The organism is Pseudomonas yamanorum (assembly GCF_013386765.1).
Classification (GTDB): Bacteria; Pseudomonadota; Gammaproteobacteria; order Pseudomonadales; family Pseudomonadaceae; genus Aquipseudomonas; species Aquipseudomonas yamanorum_A.
Genome location: NZ_JACARE010000052.1, coordinates 1 through 26,841 on the forward strand (window position 1 = coordinate 1; position 26,841 = coordinate 26,841).

General features: G+C 61.2%; 29 protein-coding genes. 16 read left to right on the top strand and 13 right to left on the bottom strand.

Translation table 11 applies throughout. From position 1 onward, the window contains the following. Positions 1-207: 207 nt before the first annotated feature. From HX875_RS29220 to HX875_RS29235, 4 genes are all read right to left on the bottom strand, one after another. Positions 208-1,110: an alpha/beta fold hydrolase gene (locus HX875_RS29220; protein ID WP_177048103.1), complete on the bottom strand. Its 903-nt coding sequence runs from the start codon at positions 1,108-1,110 to the stop codon at positions 208-210. Then, complete coding sequence (locus HX875_RS29225; protein WP_177048105.1) at positions 1,110-1,892, bottom strand: class II aldolase/adducin family protein; 783 nt, start codon at positions 1,890-1,892, stop codon at positions 1,110-1,112. Before HX875_RS29225 ends, HX875_RS29220 begins: the two co-directional genes overlap by 1 nt. 151 nt (positions 1,893-2,043) lie before the next feature. Continuing rightward, positions 2,044-2,730: an LrgB family protein gene (locus tag HX875_RS29230; protein WP_177048107.1), complete on the bottom strand. Its 687-nt coding sequence runs from the start codon at positions 2,728-2,730 to the stop codon at positions 2,044-2,046. After that, complete coding sequence (locus HX875_RS29235; protein WP_177048109.1) at positions 2,720-3,106, bottom strand: CidA/LrgA family protein; 387 nt, start codon at positions 3,104-3,106, stop codon at positions 2,720-2,722. The genes HX875_RS29230 and HX875_RS29235 overlap by 11 nt, the downstream gene beginning before the upstream one ends. A gap of 99 nt (positions 3,107-3,205) precedes the next feature. On the opposite strand from HX875_RS29235, the gene HX875_RS29240 reads away from it, so the two are divergent. After that, entirely contained in the window at positions 3,206-4,102 is an 897-nt protein-coding gene (locus HX875_RS29240) for a LysR family transcriptional regulator (RefSeq protein WP_088427075.1), read from the top strand. On the opposite strand, the gene HX875_RS29245 is transcribed toward HX875_RS29240, so the two are convergent. Beyond that, on the bottom strand, positions 4,083-4,538 hold the full coding sequence (locus HX875_RS29245) for a flavodoxin (RefSeq protein WP_003208486.1): 456 nt from the start codon (positions 4,536-4,538) through the stop codon (positions 4,083-4,085). The genes HX875_RS29240 and HX875_RS29245 overlap by 20 nt on opposite strands. Before the next feature lie 113 nt (positions 4,539-4,651). Here HX875_RS29245 and HX875_RS29250 point away from each other — a divergent pair, with 113 nt between their 5' ends. After that, complete coding sequence (locus tag HX875_RS29250; RefSeq protein WP_177048111.1) at positions 4,652-5,119, top strand: PAS domain-containing protein; 468 nt, start codon at positions 4,652-4,654, stop codon at positions 5,117-5,119. Positions 5,120-5,177: 58 nt separating this feature from the next. Then, positions 5,178-5,783 (top strand): hypothetical protein, encoded by a 606-nt coding sequence (locus tag HX875_RS29255; RefSeq protein ID WP_177048113.1) that lies wholly within the window; start codon positions 5,178-5,180, stop codon positions 5,781-5,783. 2 nt (positions 5,784-5,785) lie between these two features. Here HX875_RS29255 and HX875_RS29260 read toward each other — a convergent pair whose 3' ends face one another. Continuing rightward, positions 5,786-6,742, bottom strand: coding sequence for a MerR family transcriptional regulator (locus tag HX875_RS29260; protein ID WP_371321506.1), 957 nt, complete (start codon positions 6,740-6,742; stop codon positions 5,786-5,788). A 215-nt stretch (positions 6,743-6,957) separates the two neighbouring features. On the opposite strand from HX875_RS29260, the gene HX875_RS29265 reads away from it, so the two are divergent. From HX875_RS29265 to HX875_RS29290, 6 genes are all read left to right on the top strand, one after another. Continuing rightward, positions 6,958-7,518, top strand: coding sequence for an antibiotic biosynthesis monooxygenase (locus tag HX875_RS29265; protein ID WP_177048117.1), 561 nt, complete (start codon positions 6,958-6,960; stop codon positions 7,516-7,518). A gap of 57 nt (positions 7,519-7,575) precedes the next feature. After that, a complete protein-coding gene (folM, locus tag HX875_RS29270; RefSeq protein ID WP_177048119.1) occupies positions 7,576-8,286 on the top strand; it encodes a dihydromonapterin reductase in 711 nt (236 codons plus the stop codon). Positions 8,287-8,306: 20 nt separating this feature from the next. Beyond that, positions 8,307-8,867, top strand: a complete 561-nt coding sequence (gene folE, locus HX875_RS29275) for a GTP cyclohydrolase I FolE (protein WP_177048121.1) — start codon at positions 8,307-8,309, stop codon at positions 8,865-8,867. Between the two features lie 2 nt (positions 8,868-8,869). After that, a complete protein-coding gene (gene folX, locus HX875_RS29280) occupies positions 8,870-9,241 on the top strand; it encodes a dihydroneopterin triphosphate 2'-epimerase (RefSeq protein WP_177048123.1) in 372 nt (123 codons plus the stop codon). 99 nt (positions 9,242-9,340) lie between these two features. Next, positions 9,341-9,637 (top strand): DUF1244 domain-containing protein, encoded by a 297-nt coding sequence (locus HX875_RS29285; protein ID WP_177048126.1) that lies wholly within the window; start codon positions 9,341-9,343, stop codon positions 9,635-9,637. After that, positions 9,630-9,968, top strand: coding sequence for a HopJ type III effector protein (locus HX875_RS29290; protein WP_177048128.1), 339 nt, complete (start codon positions 9,630-9,632; stop codon positions 9,966-9,968). The genes HX875_RS29285 and HX875_RS29290 overlap by 8 nt, the downstream gene beginning before the upstream one ends. A gap of 186 nt (positions 9,969-10,154) precedes the next feature. On the opposite strand, the gene trxB is transcribed toward HX875_RS29290, so the two are convergent. Continuing rightward, complete coding sequence (trxB, locus tag HX875_RS29295) at positions 10,155-11,117, bottom strand: thioredoxin-disulfide reductase (RefSeq protein ID WP_177048130.1); 963 nt, start codon at positions 11,115-11,117, stop codon at positions 10,155-10,157. 293 nt (positions 11,118-11,410) lie between these two features. Here trxB and cysZ point away from each other — a divergent pair, with 293 nt between their 5' ends. Continuing rightward, on the top strand, positions 11,411-12,166 hold the full coding sequence (gene cysZ / locus HX875_RS29300) for a sulfate transporter CysZ (RefSeq protein WP_177048132.1): 756 nt from the start codon (positions 11,411-11,413) through the stop codon (positions 12,164-12,166). A gap of 64 nt (positions 12,167-12,230) precedes the next feature. Continuing rightward, a complete protein-coding gene (locus HX875_RS29305; protein ID WP_177048135.1) occupies positions 12,231-13,409 on the top strand; it encodes a glycosyltransferase family 4 protein in 1,179 nt (392 codons plus the stop codon). Between the two features lie 94 nt (positions 13,410-13,503). Here HX875_RS29305 and HX875_RS29310 read toward each other — a convergent pair whose 3' ends face one another. From HX875_RS29310 to HX875_RS29320, 3 genes are all read right to left on the bottom strand, one after another. Beyond that, the gene (locus tag HX875_RS29310) at positions 13,504-14,607 is read right to left on the bottom strand and encodes an NADH:flavin oxidoreductase (protein ID WP_177048137.1); all 1,104 of its coding nucleotides are present in this window, start codon (positions 14,605-14,607) and stop codon (positions 13,504-13,506) included. Positions 14,608-14,842: 235 nt separating this feature from the next. Beyond that, positions 14,843-15,325, bottom strand: a complete 483-nt coding sequence (locus HX875_RS29315; RefSeq protein ID WP_177048139.1) for a glutathione peroxidase — start codon at positions 15,323-15,325, stop codon at positions 14,843-14,845. A gap of 135 nt (positions 15,326-15,460) precedes the next feature. Further along, positions 15,461-15,946 carry an FKBP-type peptidyl-prolyl cis-trans isomerase gene (locus HX875_RS29320; RefSeq protein ID WP_003208457.1) on the bottom strand — a complete coding sequence of 162 codons (486 nt, stop codon included), beginning with the start codon at positions 15,944-15,946 and terminating at the stop codon, positions 15,461-15,463. On the opposite strand from HX875_RS29320, the gene HX875_RS29325 reads away from it, so the two are divergent. From HX875_RS29325 to HX875_RS29335, 3 genes are read left to right on the top strand one after another with little or no spacing between them, the layout of a single operon-like run. After that, positions 15,915-16,253: a DUF3565 domain-containing protein gene (locus HX875_RS29325; protein WP_177048141.1), complete on the top strand. Its 339-nt coding sequence runs from the start codon at positions 15,915-15,917 to the stop codon at positions 16,251-16,253. The two genes, HX875_RS29320 and HX875_RS29325, sit on opposite strands and share 32 nt — an antisense overlap. 60 nt (positions 16,254-16,313) lie before the next feature. Next, positions 16,314-18,413 carry a phosphate acetyltransferase gene (gene pta / locus HX875_RS29330; protein ID WP_017476010.1) on the top strand — a complete coding sequence of 700 codons (2,100 nt, stop codon included), beginning with the start codon at positions 16,314-16,316 and terminating at the stop codon, positions 18,411-18,413. Next, positions 18,414-19,313, top strand: coding sequence for an acyltransferase (locus tag HX875_RS29335; protein WP_177048142.1), 900 nt, complete (start codon positions 18,414-18,416; stop codon positions 19,311-19,313). Between the two features lie 191 nt (positions 19,314-19,504). On the opposite strand, the gene cysN is transcribed toward HX875_RS29335, so the two are convergent. The 3 genes from cysN to HX875_RS29350 all read right to left on the bottom strand — a co-directional run bounded on the left by cysN (position 19,505) and on the right by HX875_RS29350 (position 23,361). Beyond that, the gene (gene cysN / locus HX875_RS29340; protein WP_008432291.1) at positions 19,505-21,403 is read right to left on the bottom strand and encodes a sulfate adenylyltransferase subunit CysN; all 1,899 of its coding nucleotides are present in this window, start codon (positions 21,401-21,403) and stop codon (positions 19,505-19,507) included. A 9-nt stretch (positions 21,404-21,412) separates the two neighbouring features. After that, on the bottom strand, positions 21,413-22,330 hold the full coding sequence (gene cysD, locus HX875_RS29345; RefSeq protein WP_177048144.1) for a sulfate adenylyltransferase subunit CysD: 918 nt from the start codon (positions 22,328-22,330) through the stop codon (positions 21,413-21,415). A 272-nt stretch (positions 22,331-22,602) separates the two neighbouring features. Beyond that, a complete protein-coding gene (locus HX875_RS29350) occupies positions 22,603-23,361 on the bottom strand; it encodes a Nif3-like dinuclear metal center hexameric protein (RefSeq protein ID WP_010177002.1) in 759 nt (252 codons plus the stop codon). Positions 23,362-23,464: 103 nt separating this feature from the next. Here HX875_RS29350 and algW point away from each other — a divergent pair, with 103 nt between their 5' ends. Both algW and HX875_RS29360 read left to right on the top strand, forming a co-directional pair. Next, on the top strand, positions 23,465-24,619 hold the full coding sequence (gene algW, locus HX875_RS29355; RefSeq protein WP_010177003.1) for a Do family serine endopeptidase AlgW: 1,155 nt from the start codon (positions 23,465-23,467) through the stop codon (positions 24,617-24,619). Between the two features lie 108 nt (positions 24,620-24,727). Next, positions 24,728-26,839 carry a TonB-dependent siderophore receptor gene (locus HX875_RS29360; RefSeq protein WP_177048146.1) on the top strand — a complete coding sequence of 704 codons (2,112 nt, stop codon included), beginning with the start codon at positions 24,728-24,730 and terminating at the stop codon, positions 26,837-26,839. Positions 26,840-26,841 lie beyond the last annotated feature (2 nt).

The window sequence follows — 26,841 nt, forward strand, 5'->3', positions numbered from 1 at the left end:
CCGGTTTAGCCGCGACGGGGCAGGGACGCCCCGTCGCGGCGGCCCGCGGAGCAAGCCCGGAGTGAGGGAACGCCGAGCCTAGGCGAGGCGCCGACAGGCGGGGCAGAGCGTTTTGGTTACTTTTGCGCTTTTCAAAAGTGACCCGCTGTAAGAGCGGAACCCTAAGTAGCCGTTACCGCACCAACGGATATGCCCCCCATCAAAACCTCAAGAATAAGCCACCCGAGAAACCCCAACCCCAAGCCCCTCCCGAAACGCCAAGTAATGCTTCAACACCTGCACCGGCGCCTCAATCTGCGGGTAGTGTCCAATATTCGCCAACACCACCGTATCCGCATGCGGCACCAACTCACGATAGCGCTCAACCATGTGCCCCCCGGAAATCGGATCGACCTCCCCATCAATCACCCGCAACGGCACCTGCCCCCGTTGCATCGCCGCCACCCAACGCTCCCGCTGCTGGCGACGCTGGGGAATATAGCCAATCAACTTGTGCAAAATCCGCGGCCCATCCTGGCTCTCAATCAAGCTCCAGAAATCATCCAGCGCACTTTCACTGGGCCGAGTCGCTGGCCCGAAAATCTGCCCAAAACTGTTGGCCAACGCATTACGCCCAAACGCCCGCCCGATCATCCACCCCAACGGGCTCAGCAACAACTTTTGCACCAACGCCGGCCGATGCGTCTCCGGAAACAACCCCCCGTTGAGAAACACCCCGCTGGCCATCTGAAACCGACCTTCGTAATGCCGCGCCAGCAGCTCCTGCGCAACGCTGTCACCGTAATCATGGGCCAACACATGCACCGGCTGCTGCACCCAAAGATGCTCCAGCAACGCCTGCTGCAAATCCGCCTGTTCCAGCAGGCAATAAGTGTGATCCAGCGGCTTGGCCGAATCGCCGAACCCCAGCATGTCGCAGGCAATCACCTGATAACGCTGGGCCAGCGGCTGCCAAAGGTAATGCCAATCCCAACTGGCAGTCGGAAAACCATGGATCAGCAGCAACGGCTCGCCCTGCCCTGCCACCCAGTAACGAATGGTACGGCCGCGAAACTCGAAGCTCTGGGCGCGCTGGCGCCAGATGCGCAGCGGGATCTCGGCGAGTGGCATCAGCTTTTATACCCGGGGTCGAGTGCATCGAGTTTGCGCAGCAACGCCGGCCACGCCAGCGCCCCGCCCATGCCCTGGGCACTTTTGGTGACCCCGGCGATCATCGCCCGGGCACCGGCCAATATCTGTGGCGCAATCGTGATCAATTCAGCGCCACCGTTCTGCGCCATCACCTGGATATCGCAGGTGCGCTGAAAGATGAACATCATCAGGAAGGTGTCGGCGATGCTGCCACCACAGGTCAGCAGGCCGTGGTTGTGCAGCATCAAGAAATTATTTTCGCCAAGGTCGGCCTGCAAGCGGGCCTTTTCCTCGTGGTTCAGCGCCACGCCTTCGTAGGCGTGATAAGCCAGGCTGGACAGCACAAACAAGGATTGCTGGCTGATGGGCAACACGCCCTGCTTCTGCGCGGAAACGGCGATGCCGGAAGCGGTGTGGGTGTGCAGCACGCAAACCACGTCGTGGCGAACTTCGTGTACCGCGCTGTGGATGGTGTAGCCCGCCGGGTTGACGTCGTAGGGGCTGTCCATCAGCTTGTTGCCGGCCTGGTCGACCTTCACCAGGCTCGACGCGGTGATCTCGTGGAACATCAGCCCGTAGGGGTTGATCAGAAAGTCTTCGGTGCCCGACACCTTGGCCGAGATGTGGGTGAAAATCAGGTCGTCCCACCCATGCATCGCCACCAGGCGATAGCACGCGGCGAGGTCGACGCGAGCCTGCCATTCGGCCGCGCTGACCTGATCTTTTACGCTGTGTGTCGATTGAACAGTGGCTAGGCTCACGGCAATGACCTCCTTGGCGCGTTTTCTTATTATTTTTTTGAGTGAAGGCGCAGTCTAGTTCAGAGCTTGAGGCCGCCGTAGTTGCATTGGCAGCCAGCTTGATGGCCGAACGGGTCAGTCCTCAGAATAGTTCGAATTTGTTCAACGCGTGTCAGAGAAGCGACGCCAATAAAGGCGCAGCGAATAAGTTGAGCAACCCGGTGAGCACCATCACCAGCCCCGCCACCGAGCCTTCCTCGCCCCCCACTTCATGGGCCCGGCTGACACCCGCGCCATGGGCGCCCACGCCAAACAAGGCACCCCGCGCCAACGGCGTGCGCAACGGCAGCCACTTGAGCAGTACGCCGCCGAGCATGGCACCGAATACCCCGGTGAACATCACGAACACGGCCGTCAGCTCCGGCACGCCGCCCAGGTCGGAAGACACCGGCATGGCGAACGGTGTGGTGATGGAACGCGGCACCAGCGACATCGTCACCGAGCTGTCCAGCGCCAGGGCCTTGGCCAGGCCATAGGAGGTGGCGACGGACGCCACGCTGCCCGCCACCATCCCCAGCAACAAGGCGGACCAATGGCGCATCAGCAATTGGCGCTGCTGCCAGATCGGAATGGCAAACGCCACGGTCACCGGGCCCAGTACCAGCATCAGCCAGTGGGTGTCGGTGGAGTATTCGGCGTAGGCGGTTTTCATCGGCACGGCTACCGCCAGCAAGAGCGCGGGAACCAGGATCAGCGGCGACAGCAGGTAGCGCCCGGTGCGCCGGTAGATCCAGCGGCTGAAACCGTAGGCGCCCAGGGTCAGCGCGAGCCAGAACATCGGCATCAGCTCAAGCCTCATGGCGCAGCTTCCAGCGGCAGACGAATTCCACGGTAAACGCGGTCACCAGCATCACCGACAAGGTACTGAAACCGATCACCAGCATGATCCGCCAGCCGTCGTGTTTTACCAGGCCGCCGTAGTCCAGAAGACTCATCAACGCCGGAATGAAGAACAGCAGCATCTCCGCCATCAGCACACCGGCGCCCAATTGCAGGGCTGCCGGTTTCACCAGGCCGGTGGCAAACGTCAACAACAGCAGGCCGAGGCCCACCACACCGCCGGGAATAGGCCAGCTCAGCCAGGCGGCCAGTTGGCAGCCCAGAAAGTAAATGGCCAGCAGGACGATCAGTTCAGTCAGCAACCGACCGACGAGTTTGAAGGTAAAACGTTTCATGAGCTTTGGGTCCTCGCAGGGCTCCCATTTTAAAGAGGCCCCTGGCATCCCCACAGCGAATTGTTAGACTGCAAGCTATTCCAAACTGGAATCAGGTCAATGGAATTCAAACAACTGCGCAGCTTTGTCGAAGTGATCCACCGGGGCGGCTTTACCCAGGCCGGCAAAACCCTGCACATCAGCCAGTCCGCCGTCAGCAAGCAGGTGGCACAACTGGAGCAAAGCCTGGGCACACCGCTGCTGGATCGCCTGGGTTCGCAGATTCGCCTGACGGCTGCCGGGCAGGTGGTGTTGCAGCGGGCAGAAGCGATGCTGCGCCAGCAAGCCGAGTTGCTCAGCGAGCTGGATGACTTGAATCAACTGACCCGTGGCGAGCTGCGCATGGGCCTGCCGCAGTTGGGCGGCGACACGCTGTTTGCCGGGCTGTTTGCCGAATACCGGCGGCGCTACCCGAACGTGACCATCCAGTTGCTGGAAGGCGGCAGCCGCAATATCGAGCAGGCGATCTTGAGTGGAGAGTTGGAAGTGGGCGGCAGCCTGATGCCCAGCGACCCGGCGTTCGCCTGGCAGGCATTTTGCGATGAGCCGCTGGACGCCCTGCTGCCGATGGACCATCCGCTGGCTGATAACGCGCAGATTCGTCTGGAGGAGTTGGCTGACACGCCGTTTTTGATGTACCAGCGCAGCTTTGTATTGAACGACCGCCTGCTGCAGGCCTGTCAGCAACTGGGCTTTACCCCGAAGGAAAGCGGGCGCAGCGGCCAGGCGGATTTTCTCGCGGCCCTAGTGGCCGCCGGCCAAGGCGTGGTGCTGCTGCCCAGCGTGGTAGCTCGGGGCCTGGTGCGGCCCGGAGTGGTGCGCCTCACGCTCAAGGCGCCCGACTACCTGCGCTGGGACATTGCCTTTATCTGGCGTGAGGGCGCCTATCTGTCGAAAGCCGCCCAGGCCTGGCTGGCGTTGTTGCGGGAGTTTCCGGTCAACCGCGCAGTGCAGTGACCAGCTCTGCCAGCCACGGCTCGGCGTCGGCTTCCGGGGTCACGCTTTCGCTGGCGTCCAGGCGCAGCATCGGCAGCACTTCGTGCACGCCCAACTCGGCAAACAGCTCGCGCATTTGCTCGCCGCCGCCGCAGAAGGTGTCGCCATAGCTGGCGTCGCCCAGGCCGATCACCGCGCCCGGCAGCCCGCGCCAGGCGGCCGGCAGTTGGTCGCGAATGGTCGAATACAGCGGCTGCAGGTTGTCGGGCAATTCGCCCATGCCGGTGGTGGAGGTCACGGCCAGAAAGGCTTCAGGGGCGAAGCCCTGTACGTCGGCCAGGGTTGCCCGCGGGTTGTGCCAGGCGTCGAAGCCGGCCGCGTTGAGGATGCTGGCAGCGTGACGGGCGACTTCTTCAGCGGTGCCGTACACCGAGCCGGAAAGGATGGCGACTTTCATCAATCTGATCCTGTAGCTGACTAAAAGCCTGGGATATTAACAGCTGAGGCCAGTGGACAGGCGGCCGGCATGTCTTAAACTGCAAACTCCAACAATAAGCCATGGACTGCTCAATGATTAACGCCAAGCTGATGCAACTGGTGATCAACGCTTCCAACGACGGCATCGTGGTTGCCGAGCGGGAAGGCAAGGACAAGCCACTGATCTACGTAAACCCGGCTTTCGAACGGCTGACCGGCTACACCCTCGACGAAATCCTCTACCAGGACTGCCGCTTCCTGCAATCGGGTGACCGTGACCAGCCGGGGCTGATGGCCATTCGCGAAGCCCTGGAGAGTGGCGGCTCCTGCCGGGAAATCCTGCGCAATTACCGCAAGGACGGCACGCATTTCTGGAATGAGCTGTCGTTATCAACGGTTTACAACCAAGCCGACAAGCAGACCTATTTCGTCGGCGTGCAAAAAGACGTGACGGTACAGGTCAAGGCCCAGCAGCGTGTGGCGCAACTGGAAGCTCAACTGGCAGACCTCAGGGCGGAGCTTGAAGCAGTCAAGGCGACGAGCGGATCTAACAAAAACTAGAAAACGCGGTCTTTAGAGAGATAATGGCGTTTTAATACCTCTCCCTTGAGCAAGATCAATGCAACGCGACGCGCTTTTGACGCAGGACGAGCTGGATTTTATTCAGACCATGCACCATAACCCGCAGCTCAACGTGCGGGATGCGTCGTCGAGCCTGACGGTCAATGGCGGCGCGCAGATTCGTGATCTGCTCACACGCCTGGCCGCCCATGACCATGTCACCCTCCAGGCACAATTCGACAACCAGCAAATGACCTTTCCGCTGCAATTGGTGGAAGACGAGTTTCATGCCGTGCATTTGCGCCTGGGCGTGCCGAGTATTTTCGAAGACGGGCCGATGATCCGCCCGTGGCGCCTGGCGCTTGAAGAGCCGGTAGCGCTGGAAAATATCAAGGGGCAGCCCGGTGCACTGAGGGTGCACGAGGTGTCGTTCAAGGGATTGCTGGTGGAAATTCGCGGGCGGCTCAAGGCGCCCAAGACCTTTTCGCTGTGGTTCAGCCCGTCCGGCTACGAGCGCATCTCGGTGCGTGGCACCCTGGAACGGGAAAATGCCCGGGGCCTGTTCGCCTACCGTCTAAGCCAGAATGACGTGGATGAAACCGAGCGCCTGCGCCAGTTCATCCTGCAGCAACACCGCCTGTTTCACCCCGAAGTCCACGCCTGACGTCAGGTATCCAGGTTGCCGCGCAGAAACTGCCGCAGGCGACGCTGCATCAGTCGCCCTTCATTCCCCAGGCAACCGACGGGCGTGCCCTCCAACTGCTCCTGCGCCAGTTCCGACGCATCGCCGGCCAGCAGCAGCGGGCAATCCAGGGTCAAGGCCAGCCGCTCAAGGCGCCGGGGCAATTCGTTGGTCGGCGAGTGATTAGAGAACACCACAAGGGCCTGTGGTTTGGTTTTTTCACAGACAAGGGTCAATTCATCCATCGGCTGCCCCACGGCCAGGACCTTGACCGCCAGCTCGTCCCCGCTCATCAGCAAGCCTGCCACCAATAGTTCAAGCTCCCGGCATTCCCCCGCAATGGCCGCCAGCAACACCCGCGGCGCCGCAGAAGCACAGCCTGTCTGCAGGCGTTTCCAGGTGCGGCTACGCAGGAAACCATCAAAGAACAGCCATTCACTGGTTTGGCCAAAAAGCCCCTGGTGCCGCAATAGCTGCTGCCAGAGCGGCATCAGGATGTCCTGGAACACCACCGCGACCGGGTAGGCCGCGAAAATCTGGCCATACAACCGGTCCAGCTGCCGGTCGTCGAAGGCACCGACGGCCGTTCGCAGTTGCTGCTGCCATTGGCTCCATTCCTGCTCGGCGCCGGCTGGCTGGACGGAAGCCGCGTCGACTGGCGGCTCATCGCGGGCAAGGATTTTCCCAACCTTGCTCACCGCCACGCCGCGCTCAATCCAGTCAAGAATGCGATGAACGGTCTCGATATCGGTGCGCGAATACAGGCGGTGCCCGCTTTCGGTGCGAATCGGCTGGATCAGCCCGTAACGACGCTCCCAGGCACGCAGAGTGACCGGGTTGATGCCTGTCAATCTTGCCACTTCGCGAATCGGGAACAGCTCGCCGGAATCAGCGGGGTCGCCAAACGCAATTTCAGGGGCGGGAGCAGTCATTACGGACATCTGGGCACTGAATCATCGGTGGAATGTTGGATCCCATTTAACGCCCATACAGCTGTCCGATTCAAGGTCTTCAGTTAACCGACCAGTGCCGCTGGCGTATTTTTTCAAAACAGGAATAATCCTTGCCTGTTTTTTCAACGTGGCTGCTTACCCCGCAGCTTCGTTCGTGCGCCACCTACCCGGCCCAGCGCACCTGATCCTTATGGAGATACACGATGTCTACCTCCCCCGTTACCCTGATGGTTGCGCGCCGCGTGGCCAAGGGTCGTTATGAAGAGTTGATGGCCTGGCTGCGCGAAGGCGAGCAATTGGCCACGGACTTTCCCGGTTACCTGGGCTCCGGCGTGCTTGCACCGCCGCCCAACGATGATGAATTCCAGATTATTTTCCGCTTTGCCGATGAAAAGACCCTGCACGCGTGGGAGTTTTCCGCGTCCCGCAGTGCATGGCTCAGTCGTGGCAGTGAGCTGTTTGCTGCACCGTCTGAGCACCGCGTACGCGGTATAGATGGCTGGTTTGGTGCCGCCGCCGCACGACCGCCGCGCTGGAAGCAGGCCGTGGCGATCTGGCTGGCATTTTTCCCGGTGTCGCTGCTGTTCAACTTTGGCCTTGAGCCGCTGCTCGGCGAGTTGGGTTTGTTGAGCCGCGTGCTGGTCAGCACCCTCGCGCTCACGCCATTGATGGTTTACTTCTTTATCCCGTTGTCGACCCACCTGCTGGCCGGCTGGCTGCATCCGACCCCGGCCCGACCTAAGGCCAGCGAAGCCACCGCTTGAGTACAACGGAGGCCGCTCGCTGGTATAGTTTTAGCCTGCCAGCGACCCGAGCCTCCCATGTCTTCCACTCCCGCCCCGATCCTGATCACCGGTGCCGGCCAACGTGTCGGCCTGCATTGCGCCCTGCGCCTGCTGGACGAAGGGCAGCCGGTGATTTTCAGCTACCGCAGCGAACGCCCCGGCGTGCAGACCTTGCGCGAGCGCGGTGCAATCGGCGTGTTTGCCGATTTTTCCAACGAAGCCGGTATTCTCGCGTTCATCGACGAACTGAAGACCCACACCCAAAGCCTGCGGGCGATCATTCATAATGCCTCGGCCTGGGACGCGGAAACACCCGGCAATGAGAGCAGCGCGTTCATCGGCATGTTCAGCGTGCACATGCTTGCGCCGTACCTGATCAACCTGCATTGTGCCCACTTGCTGCAACGCTCCACGCCTGCGGATATCGTGCACATCAGCGACGACGTGACCCGCAAGGGCAGCCGCCAGCACATTGCCTACTGCGCCACCAAGGCCGGGCTCGACAGCCTGACCTTGTCGTTTGCTGCGCAGCTTGCACCGGATATCAAGGTGAACGGCATTGCCCCGGCGATGGTGATGTTCAACGAGGGCGACGACGCGGCCTACCGCGCCAAGGTCCTGGCCAAGGCGGCATTGGGCATCGAGCCCGGCCCCGAGGTGATTTACCAGAGTGTGCGTTACCTGCTGGATAACCCGTATGTCACCGGTACCACCCTGACCGTCAACGGCGGGCGGCATATCAAGTAAGCCGTTTGCGAGGATGTTGTATGACTTTATCCCTGCCCCACTACTACCGCGAGATCCTCAAGGGCCTGGGTGAAGACCCGGAGCGCGAAGGCTTGCTCGACACGCCAAAGCGCGCCGCCAAGGCCATGCAGTACCTGTGTCATGGGTACGAGCAGAACCTGGAGGAAATCGTCAACGGGGCGCTGTTCGCTTCCGACAACGACGAGATGGTGATCCTCAAGGACATCGAGCTGTATTCGCTGTGCGAGCATCACCTGCTGCCCTTTATCGGCAAGGCGCATGTGGCCTATATTCCGACCGGCAAGGTCCTCGGCCTGTCGAAGCTGGCGCGTATCGTCGACATGTTCGCCCGGCGCCTGCAGATCCAGGAGAACCTGACGCGGGAAATCGCCGACGCCATCCAGCAAGTCACCCAGGCATCCGGCGTGGCGGTGGTGATCGAAGCCAAGCACATGTGCATGATGATGCGCGGTGTCGAAAAACAGAATTCAACCATGAACACCTCGGTGATGCTCGGCGCCTTCCGCGAGTCGAACACCACGCGCATGGAGTTCCTGCAACTGATTGGACGGAGCAAGTAGCAATGCCACAACTTCAGCCAGGCATGGCGCGCATCCGGGTCAAAGACCTGTGCCTGCGCACGTTTATCGGGATCAACGAGGATGAAATCCTCAACAAGCAGGATGTGTTGATCAACCTGACCATCCTGTATGCCGCCCAGGAAGCCGTACGCGACAACGACATCGACCACGCGCTGAACTACCGCACCATCACCAAGGCCATCATCGCCCACGTGGAAGGCAATCGTTTTGCCCTACTGGAGCGCCTGACCCAGGAAATCCTCGACCTGGTGATGAGCAATGCGTCGGTGCTGTACGCCGAAGTCGAAGTCGACAAACCCCATGCGCTGCGTTTTGCCGAATCGGTTTCAATTACCCTGGCGGCCAGCCGCTAAGCTTTAAGCTGGAAGCCACAAGCTTTAAGCTAAAAGCCAACCACTATCCAGACTTGCAGCTTCAAGCTTGCCGCTTGAAGCTGTCTCGCAGAGACCCCCATGACCGATCAACAACGCCTCGAACTCGAAGCCGCCGCCTTCCGCCGGCTGGTGGCCCACCTGGACAGCCGCAAGGATGTGCAGAACATCGACCTGATGAACCTCTCGGGCTTCTGCCGCAACTGCTTGTCCAAGTGGTACAAGGCCGAGGCCGACGAGCGCCACATCGAGCTGAGCCTGGATGACGCCCGTGAAGTGGTGTACGGCATGCCGTACGCCGAGTGGAAAGCCCAATACCAGCAAGAAGCCAGTGCCGAACAGCAAGCGGCATTCGCCAAAGGAAAAACCCATGACTGACCTGAACACCCTGCGCGCCAGCCTCAACAGCGGCGAACACGCCTTCGCCGACACCCTGGCCTTCGTGGCCGCCGGTTACGATTACCAGCCACAGGCCTTCACCAATGGCGGCGTGGAGAATGCCGCCGGGCAGAACGAAGGCTCGTGCAAGACCCTGGGCCTGGCGTTGCTGGAAGGCTTGAGCGACCAGCAAGCGCTGTTGGCGTTTGGCGAGCATTACCGCTCGGTACTGGCCACGCCTGAGGGCAGTGACCATGGCAACATTCGTGCGCTGATCGAGCATGGGTTGGCGGGTGTGAAGTTCACTCAGCAGCCACTGACCCGACGCTGATTCAATTGGATAACCCGGTTTAATGTGGGAGCTGGCTTGCCTGCGATAGCGGTGGTGACTGACACACCGCTATCGCAGGCAAGCCAGCTCCCACAGTGATTGGGTTATCACTTCTGGAATGCGGTGCGGCATAAATCGCGGACATAAAAAAACCGGCCTCGCAGCCGGTTTTTTTGTTTCAGCGGTTTAGAACGAAGCGTCCTTCAAACCGTCGAGGTAACGCTCGGCATCCAGCGCGGCCATGCAGCCCGCGCCGGCGGAGGTGATCGCCTGGCGGTAAACGTGGTCGGCCACGTCACCGGCGGCGAAGATGCCTTCGATGTTGGTGGCAGTCGCGTTGCCTTCACGGCCGCCCTGCACGATCAGGTAACCGTCTTTGGCATCCAGCACGCCTTCGAACAGCGAGGTGTTCGGGGTGTGGCCGATGGCGATGAACACACCGTCAACTTTCAGCTCGTCGAAGCTGCCGTCGTTGTTCTTCAGGCGAGCACCGGTCACGCCCATGTTGTCGCCCAGGACTTCATCCAGGGTGGCGTTGAGCTTGAGGATGATCTTGCCTTCGGCAACGCGGGCATGCAGCTTGTCGATCAGGATCTTCTCGGCGCGGAAAGTCTCGCGGCGGTGAACCAGGGTCACGGTGCTGGCGATGTTGGCCAGGTACAGTGCCTCTTCCACGGCGGTGTTGCCACCACCGACCACAGCCACGGGCTTGTTGCGGTAGAAGAAACCGTCGCAGGTCGCGCAGGCGGAAACGCCCTTGCCCATGAACGCTTCTTCCGACGGCAGGCCCAGGTAACGCGCGCTGGCGCCGGTGGCGATGATCAGCGCGTCACAGGTGTACACGCCGCTGTCGCCGGTCAGGCTGTATGGCTTTTTCGAGAAGTCGACTGCGTTGATGTGATCAAACACGATTTCGGTTTCGAAACGCTCGGCGTGTTCTTTCATGCGTTCCATCAGCACCGGGCCGGTCAGGCCGTGGACGTCGCCGGGCCAGTTGTCGACTTCGGTGGTGGTGGTCAACTGACCGCCCGCTTGCATGCCGGTGATCAGCAGCGGCTTGAGGTTGGCCCGGGCAGCGTAGACGGCAGCGCTGTAACCGGCAGGGCCGGAACCGAGAATAATCACTCGCGAATGACGGGTATCAGACATGACTCACTCCTATCGACCGCCCGGACTACAGAACGGCTGGAATAAAAAAGGACCGCGAAGCACTTGGGGAAGGCTTGAACTCGCAGATCCTGAAAATAATGGGTGCAGCGTATAGAGGGTGGCAAGATTAAGGAAATACGGAATAACAATCCAGCTCATAGGTGGTCTCTATCCCGTGCCCTCTATTAATCGACACCTTTGTTACCGTTAATGTCGTGATGCGGGCCGTGCTTTCCCGGTCCTCGCAAAGCCGGTAAGGTCGGCGCGTTCGCCCCCATTGCCCGGAGTTACCCATGCCCGCCCCCGTTCTTTCAGGCCCCCAATACCTGCGCGAAGGCCTCAAACTGGTACTCAGCCCCGGCCTGCGCCTGTTTGTGCTGCTGCCGCTGGCAATCAACCTGATACTGTTCGTCGGGTTGATCTACTTCGCCGGCCATCAGTTCAGCCTGTGGGTCGATACGCTGATGCCGACACTGCCGAGTTGGCTGAGCTTCCTCAACTATCTGTTGTGGCCTTTGTTCGTGGTGCTGGTGGTGCTGATGGTGTTTTTCACCTTCACCATGCTTGCCAATATCATCGCTGCACCGTTCAACGGCTTTCTGTCGGAAAAGGTCGAAGTGGTGGTGCGCGGCACCGATGATTTTCCGGCGTTCAGCTGGGGCGAACTGGCGGCCATGGTCCCGCGCACCCTGGCCCGGGAAATGCGCAAACTGGGCTACTTCCTGCCCCGGGCCATCGGCCTGTTTATCCTTTCATTCATCCCGGTGGTCAACTTGGTGGCCGCGCCATTGTGGCTGCTGTTTGGCGTGTGGATGATGGCGATCCAGTACATCGACTACCCGGCGGATAACCACAAGCTGGGCTGGAACGAAATGCTCGCCTGGCTGCGTCAGAAGCGCTGGCAGAGCATGAGTTTTGGCGGCATCGTTTACCTGGTGCTGCTGGTGCCGGTGGTCAACCTGCTGATGATGCCGGCGGCGGTGGCCGGGGCCACGCTGTTCTGGGTGCGTGAACAAGGCGCCGAGGCTCAGGCCCTTAAAAAGGCCTGAGTCGTCATAAATCCATCATCCAAAAGACACAATGACGACATGGCCCACGCCGACACTGTGGGTCATGACGACAGCTTCGCTCCACATCACCCTGATCACCGAAACCTTCCCGCCAGAGATCAACGGGGTGGCCAATACCCTTGGCCGCCTGTGTGAAGGTTTGCGCGCGCGCGGGCATCAAGTCGAACTGGTTCGCCCGCGCCAGGGCAGCGACCAGAGCCGGCCCAGCGACGACGGCCTGATGCTGTGCCGCGGCTGGCCACTGCCGGGCTACCCGGGTCTGCAATGGGGCCAGTCATCGATGCACAAGTTGCTGCGGCGCTGGACTCGTCAGCGCCCGGATGTGCTGTATATCGCCACGGAAGGGCCGCTGGGTTTGTCTGCGTTGCGGGCCGCGCGGCGCCTGGGCATCAGCGTGGTGAGTGGTTTCCATACCAACTTCCAGCAGTACTCCAACCAGTACGGCCTGGGTATGCTCAGCCGGATGCTGACCCACTACCTGCGCTGGTTCCATAACCGCTCGACCTTGACCCTGGTACCCAGCGCCAGTCAGCGCCTGGAGCTGGAACGCCGCCATTTCGAGCGCCTGGGCATGCTCGCCCGGGGTGTCGACAGCCAGCTGTTTCACCCGGCCAGACGCGACAATGCGTTGCGGGAAAGTTGGGGGTTGAACAGTGAGCAAACCGCGGTGCTGCACGTGGGCCGCCTGGCACAGGAGAAAAACCTCGGGTTGCTCAAACGCTGCTTCGAGACGTTGCAGGACACTTATCCACTGCGCCAGATGAAACTGATCATTGTCGGTGATGGCCCGCAACGGGCAACGCTGGAAAAGGAACTGCCGGAAGCGATTTTCTGCGGCACCCTGCGCGGTGAAGAGCTGGCCCGGCACTATGCGTCCGGGGATCTGTTCCTGTTCCCCAGCCTCACCGAAACCTTCGGCAACGTAGTGCTGGAAGCCATGGCTTCAGGGTTGGGTGTGGTGGCGTACGACCAGGCGGCCGCGACCCAGCACATTCGCCATGGCTACAGCGGCGTGCTGGCGATGCCGGGGGACGAAGAGGCGTTTTGCGATGCCGCCAATTGGCTGCTGGAAGAGCGCGAGAGCCTGCGGCGGGTGCGGCTCAATGCCCGGCAACACGCCAGCCGTCAGGGTTGGCCGGCGATTGTCGAGCAGTTTGAGCGGCAGTTGCGCGGGGTATGTGGCGAGCAGCCGGTGATTGCAGGGGAATCACGCTTGATCTGACGCAGGTATTCGCGGGCAAGCCCGGCTCCCACATTGGAATGCGATTAACTGTGGGAGCCGGGCTTGCCCGCGATAGCGTCAGACCAGACGCCGCTTACACCAACGTCGTCAACGCCTCACGACTGAACGGCAGGATGTCGCCTTCACGGCCTTCGCGAACCTTCAGCGCCCAATCCGGATCCACCAGCAGCGCACGGCCCACGGCGACCAGATCAAACTCGTCGTTGTTCAGGCGCTCCAGCAGGTTTTCCAGGCTGGCCGGTTGCGCAACCTTGTCGGTGTTGACCATGAACTGCAGGAACTCGCCATCCAGGCCCACGCTGCCCACGGTGATGGTCGGTTTGCCGGTGAGCTTGCGGGTCCAGCCGGCCAGGTTCAGCTCGGAGCCTTCGAATTCCGGCTCCCAGAAACGGCGTGTGGAGCAATGGAAAATATCCACGCCGGCGTCAGACAGCGGCTTGAGGAATTCACCCAGCGCTTCTGGGGTTTGCACCAGGCGCGCGGTGTAGTCCTGCTGCTTCCACTGGGAGAAACGCAGGATGATCGGGAAGTCCGGCCCAACGGCAGCGCGGATGGCCTGGATCAACTCGATGGCGAAACGCGAACGGTTGGCCAGGTCGCCACCGTATTCGTCGGTGCGCTGGTTGGTGCCTTCCCAGAAGAACTGGTCTATCAGGTAGCCGTGGGCGCCGTGGATTTCCACGCCGTCCATGCCGATGCTCTGGGCATCCTTGGCAGCTTGGGCGAAGGCGGCGATCACGTCCTTGATGTCTTGCACGGTCATGCCGTGGACGACGACGTTGCCGTCCTTGAGTTTTTCGGTAGGGCCATAGGCCGGCACGCTGGCATCCGGCTCGGTGCCGATGCGCCGTACGCTGCCCACGTGCCACAGTTGCGGAACGATCTTGCCGCCTTCGGCGTGCACCGCGTCGACCACTTTCTTCCAGCCGGCCAGGGCGGCTTCGCCATAGAAGTGCGGGACGTTCGGGTAACCGTTGGAAGCCGGGTGACCGACCACGGTGCCTTCGGTGATGATCAGGCCTACGCCGGCAGCGGCGCGGCGGCGGTAGTACTCGATCACTTTGGAATTGGGCACGCCGCCCGGGGAGAACGAACGGGTCATCGGCGCCATGACCACGCGGCTCGGCAGTTGCAGTGCACCGAGCTGGAACGGTTTGAACAAAGCTTGGACAGGCATGGGAGCACTCCATAAGAAAAGGAATTTATGATGTGGATAATATGGAGTGCGCAGCGTGCTGGATAGCACTATTGATCGGGGTGATTAAGGGGTAAAAGCGGGAGGGCATGGGGGGCTGCTTCGCAGCCCAGCGGGAGCAAGCTCCCTCGCCACAGCAAGCTTCCTTGCCACAACAAGCGCCCTCACCACAGCAAGCTTCCTTGCCACAGAAGCTCACTCGACAGTGCTGAACGTATCAGTTCAAGGCTTTTTCGATGGCCTGCACGATGGCAGGGTCATCCGGTGGTGTGCGCGGGGAGAAACGCGCCAGCACCCGGCCGTCTTTGCCCAGCAGGAATTTTTCAAAGTTCCAGGTGATGTCCCCGGGAAACTCGGCGCCCTCGCCCGCCAGCAAGCGATACAGCTGATGGCGATCGTGGCCATTGACCTCAAGCTTGCTGCCCAAGGGAAAGGTCACGCCGTAATTGAGGCTGCAGAATTCCTGGATTTCTTCTTCGGTACCCGGTTCCTGCCCGGCAAATTGATTGCACGGCAGCCCGAGTACGGTGAAACCCTGGGCTTTGTATTGCTGATAGAGGTTTTCCAGCGCTGCGTACTGTGGGGTCAAACCACATTTGGAGGCGACGTTGACCACCAGCACGACTTGCCCCTTGAAGGGCGCCAGAGGCAGCTCCTGACCATCCAGGGCTTTGAGTTTAAGGTCGTGGAAAGCACTCATGACGAACTCCAGATATCCCATGTTCTTCGTAACGGCCATTCGAGATTACAGCCGCCAAGTCGGCAAGAATAGCCGCCAAATGAAAAAGGCGCCCGAAGGCGCCTTTTTCCAACTGACAGAGCGTCGCTCAGTCAATTAATGGTGGTGACCACCTTCGCCGTGCACGTGGCCGTGGGCCACTTCTTCCTGGGACGCGTCACGGATAGCGACGATCTTCACCTGGAAGTTCAGGCGCTGGCCAGCCAGCGGGTGGTTGCCGTCGACGGTCACGTCGTCGCCGTCCAGGTCGCGGATGGTGACGATTTGCATCTGGCCGTCCGGAGCGGAAGCGTGGAACTGCATGCCCACTTCCAGCTCGTCGACACCTTCGAACATGCTGCGGCTCAGGGTGCTGACCAGTTCGGCAGCGTATTCGCCGTAGGCATCTTCAGGTTCTACGGCAACGGTCAGTTCGTCACCGACCTCTTTGCCTTCCAGGGCCTTTTCCAGGCCCGGGATGATGTTACCTGCACCTTGCAGGTAGACCAGCGGCGCGCCGCCGGCAGAACTGTCGATGACCTCACCAGCGTCGTTGGTCAGGGTATAGTCAATGGAGACAGCCTTATTGGCGGCGATCGGCATGGGGCGAGACCTTTTGCAGAAGAATGAAGAACGGACAAGTCTAAACAAGGATTTGCCCGAAAGCGAACACAACCCGGACGGACGGGGTCGAACAACTGACCCGACGGTCGTCAGATTTCACCAGGACGAAGACCAGCACTGGGTCGTCGAGCTTTCCTGCGGCCACACCCAGCACCTGCGCCACCAGCCGCCCTGGCAATCCCGCGCCTGGGTCACGGACCCGGCGCAACGCCTTGAAAAAATAGGCCAGCCCTTTGCCTGTGGCTGGTGTGCTCAAGGCCCGGTTAGCGATAACCTTAGGGATTGAAATTCGGTTACAGGCCAGACATAGGCCCGGACCCATGCCATGCACCTTTAGAGAATCCGCATGCAGACTTTTTTTATCGCGCCCACCGATTTTGGTGTGGGTCTGACCTCCATCAGCCTTGGGCTGGTGCGCACCCTTGAACGGGCCGGGCTGAAAGTCGGCTTCTTCAAACCGATTGCCCAGCCGCACCCCGGCGACACCGGCCCCGAGCGCTCCACCGAGCTGGTGGCCCGCACCCACGGCCTCAAACCGCCGCAGCCCCTGGGCCTGGCCCACGTAGAGCGGATGCTCGGCGACGGCCAACTGGATGAGCTGCTGGAAGAAATCATCACCCTTTACCAGCAAGCCGCCGTGGGCAAGGACGTGCTGATCGTCGAAGGCATGGTGCCGACCCGCAGCGCCAGCTACGCGGCCCGGGTCAACCTGCACCTGGCCAAGAGCCTGGACGCCGAGGTGATCCTGGTCTCGGCCCCGGAAAACGAAGTGCTCACCGAACTCTCCGGCCGCGTGGAACTGCAGGCCCAGCTGTTCGGCGGCCCGAAAGATCCAAAAGTGCTCGGCGTGATCCTCAACAAGGTGCGCACCGACGAAAGCATGGAAGCGTTCTCGGCGCGCCTCAAGGAGCATTCGCCCTTGCTGCGCAGCGGCGATTTCCGCCTGCTGGGCTGCATTCCGTACCAACCGGAACTCAACGCCCCACGCACCCGCGACGTGGCCGACCTGATGGGCGCGCAGATCCTCAACGCCGGTGATTACGAAACCCGGCGCATGACCAAAATCATCATCTGCGCCCGCACCATGCGCAACACCGTGGAACTGCTCAAGCCCGGCGTGCTGGTAGTGACGCCCGGCGACCGCGACGACATCATCCTCGCCGTCAGCCTGGCTGCCATCAACGGCGTGCCGCTGGCCGGCCTGCTGCTGACCAGCGACACCCTGCCCGACCCACGGATCATGGACCTGTGCCGTGGCGCGTTCCAGGCCGGGCTGCCGGTGTTGTCGGTGAGCACCGGCTCCTACGACACTGCCAACCAGCTCAACAGCCTGAACAAGGAAATCCCGATTGATGACCGCGAACGTGCGGAGATCATCACCGATTTCGTCGCCAGCCACCTCGATGCCCGCTGGCTGCACCAACGCTGCGGCACGCCGCGGGAAATGCGCCTGTCGCCGGCGGTGTTCCGTTACCAACTGATCCAGCGCGCCCAGGCCGCCAACAAGCGCATCGTGCTGCCCGAAGGCAGCGAGCCGCTGACCGTGCAGGCCGCCGCCATCTGCCAGGCACGGGGCATTGCCCGTTGCGTGCTGCTGGCCAAGCCGGCAGACGTGGAAGCCGTAGCCCGCGCCCATGGCATCGAACTGCCCGAAGGCCTGGAGATCCTCGACCCCGACCTGATTCGCCAGCGTTACGTCGAGCCCATGGTGGCCCTGCGCAAAACCAAAAGCCTCAACGCGCCGATGGCCGAGCAGCAACTGGAAGACACCGTGGTGATCGCCACCATGATGCTTGCGCTGGATGAAGTCGACGGCCTGGTCTCCGGCGTCATCCACTCCACCGCCAACACCATTCGCCCGGCCTTGCAGTTGATCAAGACCGCGCCGGGCTGCACGTTGGTCTCGTCGGTATTCTTCATGCTGTTCCCGGAGCAAGTGCTGGTGTACGGCGACTGCGTGATGAACCCGCACCCCAGTGCGGCGGAACTGGCGGAAATCGCCCTGCAAAGCGCCGACTCGGCTGCCGCGTTCGGCATCACGCCACGGGTGGCGATGATCAGTTACTCCAGCGGTGATTCCGCCACGGGCGAAGAAGTCGAGAAAGTCCGCGAAGCCACCCTGCTCGCCCATGAAGCCCAAAGTTCGCTGCTGATCGACGGCCCGTTGCAGTACGACGCCGCTGCCAACGAAACCGTGGCCCGGCAACTGGCGCCCAACAGCCTGGTGGCGGGCAAGGCCACGGTGTTTGTGTTCCCCGACCTGAACACCGGCAACACCACCCACAAGGCGGTGCAGCGCAGCGCCGATTGCGTGAGCCTGGGGCCGATGCTCCAAGGCCTGCGTAAACCGGTAAACGACCTGCCCCGCGGGGCGCAGGTGGACGACATTGTGTACACGATCGCATTGACCGCGATTCAAGCCGCCAACCGACCTATGGATGTCTAAATGCTGGATTTTCTACCTGCCGCCGTGCGCGGGGTGATCGCCTCGCTGTTGCTGGCGTTGAACACGATCCTGCTGTGCTCGTTCCTGTTTATCGTGGCGCTGTTCAAGGCGTTGCCGTTTGCCAAGCGCTTCAGCGAATGGCTGATGAACCAGACCCACGAGGCCTGGATCAGCAACAACAAGGCCTGGATGAACCTGGTACGCCGCACCCGCTGGCACTTGAAGGGCCTGGAAGGCCTCGACTATCAGCACTCGTACCTGGTGACCAGCAACCACCAAAGCTGGGTCGATATCATGGTGCTGCAATACGTGCTCAACCGGCGTATTCGCCCGCTGAAGTTCTTCCTCAAGCAAGAGCTTATCTGGGTCCCGGTGATCGGCCTGGCGTGGTGGACACTGGGCTTCCCGTTCATGAAGCGCTACACCAAGGCGTACCTGGAAAAGCACCCGGAGAAGAAAGGCAAGGATCTGGAAACCACCCGCAAGACCTGCGCGAAGTTTCGCCACAACCCGGTGGGCATTTTCAACTTTGCCGAGGGCACGCGGTTTACCCCGGGTAAACATGCCCAGCAGAAATCGCCGTTTCGCTATCTGCTCAAGCCCAAGGCGGGCGGCATTGCGTTTGTGCTGGATGCCATGGGCGAGCAGTTGAAGTCGCTGGTGAACGTGACCATTCACTATCCTGGCGGGCGCCCCGGTTATTGGGATTTGCTGTGCGGCAATGTGAAGGACGTGGTCGTGCAGTTTGAGGAAGTGCAGATTCCGGCCGAGTTCATCGGCAAGAATTATGAGCAGGATGGGGAGTATCGGTTGGCGTTCCAGGGTTGGATCAACCGGTTGTGGGAAGAGAAGGATGTGCTTCTCGAACAGCTTCACAAAGACTTCCAAGCCCGCCGCTAATCAACATGTGGATGCAAATTTAATGTGGGAGCTGGCTTGCCTGCGATAGCGGTGGGTCAGCTAAAACTGCATGCACTGACAGACCGCTATCGCAGGCAAGCCAGCTCCCACAGTTGACCGAGTTGGCCTTGATGATGTGAAAAAGCCCGCCACCGAGTGATCGGTGGCGGGCTTTTTTGTGCGCGTAAAGCTTAGATCGCGCCGCGCTGACGCAGCAGCTCCAGCACTTGCTTGACGCTGTCTTCCAGCGACAGTGCCTGGGTGTCGATCACCAGGTCGGCATTCAACGGCACGTCATACGGGAAGGACTCACCCGGGATGTTATCCCCGCCCGCCGCGTACAAACCTTGCGGGTCACGCTCGGCGCACACCAGCGGCGAAGCCTGCACGTACACGGTCAGCAAACGATCACCGCCGATCAGCGCCTTGGCCTGCTCACGCCCTTCTGCATCCGGTGCAACGAACGCAGCCAGGGTCAACAAGCCCGCTTCGTTGAACTGACGCGCCACATGCGCGGCACGACGCCAGTTCTCGGTACGCCCGGCACGGTCCTGCGGCAAGCCCTTGTTCAGGTCGTGGCGCAGGTTCTGGCCATCCAGCACAAACACCGCACGGCCCATGTCGAACAGCTTGCGTTCAACCGCGTAGGCCAGGGTGCTTTTGCCAGCGCCCGACAAACCGCTGAACAGCACGGTGGCCGGTTGCTGGCCGAAGCGCTGGGCACGTTCTTCAGTAGCCACGTGCGCCAGCTTGCCATGCTGCGCCGCGCTGCCATGGGTCACCGGCGGTGCGATGATCATGCCGGCGGCCACGGTGCCGTTGGTCAAACGGTCGATGACGATGAACGAACCGGTGGTGCGGTTGCTCGCGTAACCGTCCAGGGCAATCACTGTGTCGAGGCTGACCTTGACCCGGCCGATCTCGTTCAACTGCAAGGCGCTCGCCGGGCCTTCTTCCAGGGTGTTCACATCCACGCGATGCACGATGCTGGTGATGGAACCCGGCACATAGCTGGTGGCGCGCTTGATGTCGTATTTCTTGCCCGGCAGCATCGGTTCTTCGGCCATCCACACCAGCATGGCGTCGAAGGCGTCGGTCACTTGCGGCACGTTGTCGGCGTGTACCAACAGGTCGCCACGGGAGATGTCGATCTCGTCTTCCATGGTCAGGGTCACGGCCTGGCCGGGGCCTGCGTTTTCCAGTTCACCTTCAAAGGTGACGATGGATTTGACGCGGCTGCTCTTGCCCGACGGCAGCACCACCACTTCGTCGCCCTTGTGCACGATGCCGCTGGCCAGGGTGCCGGCAAAACCACGGAAGTTCAGGTTCGGACGGTTGACGTACTGCACCGGGAAACGCAGGTCGGTGTAGTTGCGGTCGTTGGCGATCTCGACGGTCTCGAGGATTTCCATCAGCGACTGGCCGGTGTACCAGGGCGAACGCTCGCTCTTGTTCACCACGTTGTCGCCCTTGAGCGCCGACATCGGCACGAAGGCCAGGGTGCTCGGCTTGAACGCGATACCGTCGGCGAACTTCAGGTAATCGGCCTTGATCGACTCGAATACGCTTTGGTCAAAACCGTTGATGTCCATCTTGTTGACGGCCACCACGATGTGCTTGATGCCCAGCAACGAGGCGATAAAGCTGTGGCGGCGGGTCTGGGTCTGCACGCCGTAGCGGGCGTCGATCAGGATGATCGCCAGGTCACAGGTGGACGCACCGGTGGCCATGTTGCGGGTGTACTGCTCATGGCCGGGGGTGTCGGCGATGATGAATTTGCGCTTGGCGGTGGAGAAGTAGCGGTAGGCAACATCGATGGTGATGCCCTGCTCACGCTCGGCCTGCAGGCCGTCGACCAGCAACGCCAGGTCGATGTCATCGCCAGTGGTGCCGGATTTTTTCGAATCGCGGGTGATGGCTTCCAGATGGTCTTCATAGATCATCTTGGAGTCGTGCAGCAGGCGCCCGATCAGGGTGCTCTTGCCGTCGTCGACGTTGCCACAGGTCAGGAAGCGCAACATTTCCTTGCGCTCGTGCTGGCCCAGGTAGGCGAGGATGTCCTCGCTGATCAAATCAGATTGATGCGACATGACAGCCCCTTAGAAATAGCCTTGACGTTTTTTATCTTCCATCGAGCCTGCACCATCGTGGTCGATGACACGGCCCTGGCGCTCGGAAGTTCGCGTCAGGAGCATTTCCTGAATGATGTCCGTCAGCGTCTCGGCTTCGGACTCCACCGCGCCCGTCAACGGGTAGCAGCCAAGGGTACGGAAACGTACTTTCTTTTTGACGATTCGGGCTTTGTCTTCGTCGGACAAGTGCTCGAGGATCCGGGCGTCGTCGATCATGATCAACGTGCCGTTCTTCTCGATCACTTCGCGTTCGGCGGCGAAGTACAGCGGAACGATCGGGATACCTTCCAGGTAGATGTACTGCCAGATGTCCAGCTCGGTCCAGTTGGACAGCGGGAACACACGGATCGACTCGCCCTTGTTGACGTTGCCGTTGTAGACGTTCCACAGCTCCGGGCGCTGGTTTTTCGGGTCCCAGCGGTGCTTGCTGTCGCGGAACGAGTACACGCGCTCTTTGGCACGGGATTTCTCTTCATCGCGACGGGCACCGCCGAATGCGGCGTCGAAACCATGCTTGTCGAGGGCCTGCTTGAGGCCCTCGGTCTTCATGATGTCGGTGTGCTTGGCGCTGCCGTGGGTGAACGGGTTGATGTTCTGCGCCACGCCATCCGGATTGATATGGGTGATCAAGTCCAGACCAAGCTCTTCGACCATCTTGTCGCGGAACTTGTACATCTCCTGGAATTTCCAGCGGGTGTCGACGTGCATCACCGGAAACGGCAGCTTGCCCGGGAAAAATGCCTTGCGTGCCAGATGCAGCATCACGGCGGAGTCTTTACCGATCGAGTAGAGCATCACCGGGTTATCGAACTCGGCGGCGACCTCGCGGATGATGTGGATGCTTTCCGCCTCCAGCTGTTTCAGATGCGTCAGTTTGTCGACCATGGTTACTCACGGAAAAACGATCTTATGGACGGCCAGCGGGCCGTGTTCGAGCGGGGCATGCTAGCACAGCGCCTGATTCTATTGAGGGAGCCGGCTAGATCGAAACGGTATATGAATATACCTCGGGGTTTGGGGCACAGAGCGCGGTCAATGTGGGAGCTGGCTTGCCTGCGATGGCATCGCCGCGGTGTAACTGACCAACCGCGGTGCCTGCATCGCAGGCAAGCCAGCTCCCACAAGGATTGGGGATTACCCATTGTTGGTGGTGTTCTTTAGATGGGATTGGGGCAATCAATGAAGAGATGTTCCAGGGCAAAACGCCGTGCCAGGTAATCACCCAACGCCTGCACACCATACCGCTCAGTGGCGTGATGCCCGGCTGCGATAAAGCTGATGTCGTTTTCCCGGGCACTGTGGAACGTCTGCTCCGACGCTTCGCCACTCAAGTACAAGTCCACACCGGCGAGTACCGCCTGGTCGATATAACCCTGGCCACCCCCGGTGCACCAGCCGACGCGGCGGATCATCTCGCTGCCCTCGATCAGCAGCGGCTCGCGGCCCATGGCTTCCTGCACGCGGCGGGCGAAGTCGCGGGGCGACACCGGCTCGGCCAGGGAACCCACCAGGCCCACGACCTTGAGGTTGTCCGGGTCCAACGGGCCTTCGACGGTGATGTCCAGTTGCCGGGCCAATTGCACGTTGTTGCCGACTTCCGGATGCAGATCCAGGGGCAGGTGATAGGCCAGCAGGCTGATGTCGTGCTTGAGCAGGGTTTTCAGGCGGCGCTGCTTCATGCCGGTGATGCACGGGCTTTCGCCTTTCCAGAAATAGCCGTGGTGCACCAGCACCAGGTCGGCCTGGGCCTCCACCGCCGCGTCCAGCAGTGCCTGGCTGGCGGTCACGCCGCTGACGATGCGCAGCACCTGCGGCCGACCCTCGACCTGCAGGCCATTGGGGCAGTAATCGGCGATTTTTGCACTATTAAGGTAGCGGTCCGCTTCCTCGACTAAGGTGCTCAGGGCTACGGCCATAAAAGACTCCTAAATATCCCGTTCAGAGGCGCTCACGGCCTCGTATAATGCGCGACATTATGGGCGCTCTCCCGTCCCCTGCAACCTGTCAGGATTTTTCTTAATGCTCAAGGCACTGCGTTTTTTTGGATGGCCATTGTTGGCTGGCGTGCTGATCGCGATGCTGATTATTCAGCGTTATCCACAACTGGTCGGCCTGCCGACTTTCGATGTCAACCTGCAACAGGCACCGCAAACCAGCGCGGTGGTACAAGGCCCGGTGACTTACGCCGACGCGGTGGTGATCGCCGCCCCCGCCGTGGTCAACCTGTACACCACCAAAGTCATCAACAAACCGGCGCACCCGCTGTTTGAAGACCCACAGTTCCGCCGCTATTTCGGCGACAACGGGCCCAAGCAACGGCGCATGGAATCCAGCCTCGGCTCCGGCGTGATCATGAGCCCGGAAGGCTACATCCTGACCAACAACCACGTGACCACTGGCGCCGACCAGATTGTCGTGGCCCTGCGTGATGGCCGGGAAACCCTGGCCCGTGTGGTCGGCAGCGACCCGGAAACCGACCTCGCAGTACTGAAAATCGATTTGAAAGGCCTGCCTTCGATCACCATCGGCCGCTCCGAAGGGCTGCGCGTGGGTGACGTGGCGCTGGCCATCGGCAACCCGTTCGGCGTCGGCCAGACGGTGACCATGGGCATCATCAGCGCCACCGGGCGCAACCAGTTGGGCCTCAACAGCTACGAAGACTTCATCCAGACCGACGCCGCGATCAACCCCGGCAACTCCGGCGGTGCGCTGGTGGATGCCAACGGCAACCTGACCGGCATCAACACGGCGATTTTCTCCAAGTCCGGCGGCTCCCAGGGCATCGGCTTCGCCATTCCGGTGAAGCTGGCCACTGAAGTGATGAAGTCGATCATCGAGCATGGCCAGGTCATTCGCGGCTGGCTGGGGATTGAAGTACAGCCCTTGACCAAGGAACTGGCCGAGTCGTTTGGCCTGACCGGGCGCCCTGGCATCGTAGTCGCCGGGATCTTCCGCGATGGCCCGGCGCAGAAAGCCGGCCTGCAACTGGGCGACGTGATCCTCAGCATCGACGGCGAACCGGCCGGCGACGGGCGCAAGTCGATGAACCAGGTGGCGCGGATCAAGCCGACCGACAAGGTGGCGATCCAGGTGATGCGCAATGGCAAGGAGATCAAGCTGCAGGCAGAAGTGGGCCTGCGCCCGCCGCCTGCGCCGGTGAAAGAAGAGGAATAACGGCGCCGGGAGCCCGTCCGCGGGCTCCTGTTACCTAATATTTCAGTAGGAAATTATTCTCATTAGAGATGTTATATTGTTTCAATATCGCTATTGGAACGCTCTATCATGCCGTCTCGAAGATTTGCCCCACTGGCCGCAATCGCCTTGGGTTTACTGGTAGAACCGGCCTACGCCGAAGACAACACCCCGCTTGAACTGGACGCCACCCGCATCACCAGCGAGGCCTACGAATCGGCCACCGGCCCGGTCAAGGGCTATCGCGCCACCCGCTCCGCCAGCGCCACCAAGACCGACACCGCCCTGCGGGACATCCCGCAATCCATCAGCGTGATTCCCGCCTCGGTGCTCCAGGACCTGGGCAGCACCAACGTCGAGCGCGCCCTGGAGTTCGCCGGCGGCGTCTCCAAACAGAACAACTTCGGTGGCCTGACGCTTTACGAATACAGCGTTCGCGGCTTCACCACTTCAGAGTTCTACGTGGACGGTTTCAGCGCCAACCGCGGTTACCCGAGCACACCGGACGCGGCCAATATCGAACGCATCGAAGTGCTCAAGGGCCCTGCTGCCAGCTTGTACGGCCGTGGCGACCCGGGCGGCACGGTGAATATCGTCAGCAAAAAGCCGCAGCCCGAACCCTTCACCACCGTGCAGACCAGCGCCGGCAGCTGGGACCGCTACCGCACCGCGCTGGACGTGAACACACCACTGGACAGCGAGGGCAACGTGCTGTCGCGGGTCAACCTGGCGGTGGAAGACAACCACAGCTTTCGTGACCACGTCGAGGCCAAGCGGGTGTTCGTCGCGCCCTCCATCAGTTGGCAACTGGACCCGGACACAAGCCTGTTGGTGGAAAGCGAATTCGTGCGCCACCGCTCCACCTTCGACCGTGGCATTGTCGCGCCCAACAACCGCTGGAGCGGCGTCTCCCGCTCGACTTTCCTCGGCGAGCCCAACGACGGCGATATCCGCAACCACAACAACCGCCTGCAAGCCACCCTCGAACATCACCTCAACGATGCCTGGCAGCTGCGCCTGGCCAGCCACTACAAACAAGGCAGCCTGTGGGGCGACGCTTCGGAAAACCGCCCACTGGATACCGATGGCCACACCCTCAACCGCCGCTACCGCGAACGCTCCACCGGTTGGCACGACAGCATCACCCAACTCGAACTGCGCGGGCGGTTCGACATCGGCAGCTGGCAGCACGAACTGCTGGTCGGCACCGAATACGAGGACTACCGCAAGAAAGAACGGGTGACCGCCATCGCCGGCGGCCCCTATACCATCGACATCTACAACCCGGTCTACGGCCAGCCCAAACCCAACGGCGCACGCTCCGGCACCGACTTTTTCGAACAGGTGAAAAGCCAGGCGCTGAACCTGCAGGACCAGATCATCTTCACCGACCGCCTGCGCGGGATGATCGGCGCGCGTTTCGAACACTTCGAGCAGCGCACCAACGACTTCGCCCGCAACCATGCGAAAAGCCGGCAGACGCATGACGCCCTGACCCAACGCGCCGGCCTGCTCTATCAACTGACACCTGAAGTAGGCCTGTTCGCCAACGCGTCCACCTCGTTCAAGCCCAACAATGGCCTGGACGCCGGCGGCAAATCCTTCAAGCCGGAGGAAGGCGTGGGTTATGAAATCGGGATCAAGAGCGAGCTGTTCGACGACCGCCTGAGCACCACCCTCGCCGCCTTCCATATCGAGAAGGAAAATGTCCTGGCCCTGGACCCGGCCACCGACACCAACCGCGCCATGGGCAAGGCTCGCAGCCAGGGTTTTGACCTGCAACTGACCGGGCAAGTGACTGACGCCGTACGGGTGATCGGCGCCTTTGCCTACATCGACGCCGAAGTGACCAAGGGCGACAAAACCATCCCTACCGGCAGCCGGATTCTCGGCGTGGCCAAACGCAGCGGCAGCTTGCTTGGGGTGTATGAATTCCAGGATGGCCTGCTGCGCGGCTCAGACCTTGGCGCGGCCTTTACCTACGTGGGCGATCGCTCGGGTGAAGCCGGGGGCCGCTTCGAACTGCCGGCTTACCACACCGTCGATTTGCTCGCGCACTACAAAGCCAGCGACAACGTCACCGTGGGCCTGAACCTCAACAACCTGTTCGATGAAAAGTACTACGAGCGCTCCTACAGCAATTACTGGGTCAACCCTGGTGAGCCGCGCAATTTCACCGTCAGCCTGACCCTCAACCTGTAAAA

Bases quoted from the DNA above. Each gene is read 5' to 3' on its own strand.
- algW (WP_010177003.1), top strand. From the start codon at position 23,465: ATGCTCAAGGCACTGCGTTTTTTTGGATGGCCATTGTTGGCTGGCGTG.
- HX875_RS29230 (WP_177048107.1), bottom strand. From the start codon at position 2,730: ATGAGGCTTGAGCTGATGCCGATGTTCTGGCTCGCGCTGACCCTGGGC.
- HX875_RS29290 (WP_177048128.1), top strand. From the start codon at position 9,630: ATGACTGACCTGAACACCCTGCGCGCCAGCCTCAACAGCGGCGAACAC.
- HX875_RS29325 (WP_177048141.1), top strand. From the start codon at position 15,915: ATGGAGACAGCCTTATTGGCGGCGATCGGCATGGGGCGAGACCTTTTG.
- HX875_RS29360 (WP_177048146.1), top strand. From the start codon at position 24,728: ATGCCGTCTCGAAGATTTGCCCCACTGGCCGCAATCGCCTTGGGTTTA.
- HX875_RS29305 (WP_177048135.1), top strand. From the start codon at position 12,231: ATGACGACAGCTTCGCTCCACATCACCCTGATCACCGAAACCTTCCCG.
- cysN (WP_008432291.1), bottom strand. From the start codon at position 21,403: ATGTCGCATCAATCTGATTTGATCAGCGAGGACATCCTCGCCTACCTG.
- HX875_RS29260 (WP_371321506.1), bottom strand. From the start codon at position 6,742: ATGTCCGTAATGACTGCTCCCGCCCCTGAAATTGCGTTTGGCGACCCC.
- HX875_RS29320 (WP_003208457.1), bottom strand. From the start codon at position 15,946: ATGCCGATCGCCGCCAATAAGGCTGTCTCCATTGACTATACCCTGACC.
- HX875_RS29235 (WP_177048109.1), bottom strand. From the start codon at position 3,106: ATGAAACGTTTTACCTTCAAACTCGTCGGTCGGTTGCTGACTGAACTG.
- HX875_RS29220 (WP_177048103.1), bottom strand. From the start codon at position 1,110: ATGCCACTCGCCGAGATCCCGCTGCGCATCTGGCGCCAGCGCGCCCAG.
- HX875_RS29285 (WP_177048126.1), top strand. From the start codon at position 9,341: ATGACCGATCAACAACGCCTCGAACTCGAAGCCGCCGCCTTCCGCCGG.
- folX (WP_177048123.1), top strand. From the start codon at position 8,870: ATGCCACAACTTCAGCCAGGCATGGCGCGCATCCGGGTCAAAGACCTG.
- trxB (WP_177048130.1), bottom strand. From the start codon at position 11,117: ATGTCTGATACCCGTCATTCGCGAGTGATTATTCTCGGTTCCGGCCCT.
- HX875_RS29245 (WP_003208486.1), bottom strand. From the start codon at position 4,538: ATGAAAGTCGCCATCCTTTCCGGCTCGGTGTACGGCACCGCTGAAGAA.
- cysZ (WP_177048132.1), top strand. From the start codon at position 11,411: ATGCCCGCCCCCGTTCTTTCAGGCCCCCAATACCTGCGCGAAGGCCTC.
- HX875_RS29250 (WP_177048111.1), top strand. From the start codon at position 4,652: ATGATTAACGCCAAGCTGATGCAACTGGTGATCAACGCTTCCAACGAC.
- HX875_RS29310 (WP_177048137.1), bottom strand. From the start codon at position 14,607: ATGCCTGTCCAAGCTTTGTTCAAACCGTTCCAGCTCGGTGCACTGCAA.
- pta (WP_017476010.1), top strand. From the start codon at position 16,314: ATGCAGACTTTTTTTATCGCGCCCACCGATTTTGGTGTGGGTCTGACC.
- folE (WP_177048121.1), top strand. From the start codon at position 8,307: ATGACTTTATCCCTGCCCCACTACTACCGCGAGATCCTCAAGGGCCTG.
- HX875_RS29335 (WP_177048142.1), top strand. From the start codon at position 18,414: ATGCTGGATTTTCTACCTGCCGCCGTGCGCGGGGTGATCGCCTCGCTG.
- HX875_RS29315 (WP_177048139.1), bottom strand. From the start codon at position 15,325: ATGAGTGCTTTCCACGACCTTAAACTCAAAGCCCTGGATGGTCAGGAG.
- folM (WP_177048119.1), top strand. From the start codon at position 7,576: ATGTCTTCCACTCCCGCCCCGATCCTGATCACCGGTGCCGGCCAACGT.
- cysD (WP_177048144.1), bottom strand. From the start codon at position 22,330: ATGGTCGACAAACTGACGCATCTGAAACAGCTGGAGGCGGAAAGCATC.
- HX875_RS29350 (WP_010177002.1), bottom strand. From the start codon at position 23,361: ATGGCCGTAGCCCTGAGCACCTTAGTCGAGGAAGCGGACCGCTACCTT.
- HX875_RS29255 (WP_177048113.1), top strand. From the start codon at position 5,178: ATGCAACGCGACGCGCTTTTGACGCAGGACGAGCTGGATTTTATTCAG.
- HX875_RS29240 (WP_088427075.1), top strand. From the start codon at position 3,206: ATGGAATTCAAACAACTGCGCAGCTTTGTCGAAGTGATCCACCGGGGC.
- HX875_RS29265 (WP_177048117.1), top strand. From the start codon at position 6,958: ATGTCTACCTCCCCCGTTACCCTGATGGTTGCGCGCCGCGTGGCCAAG.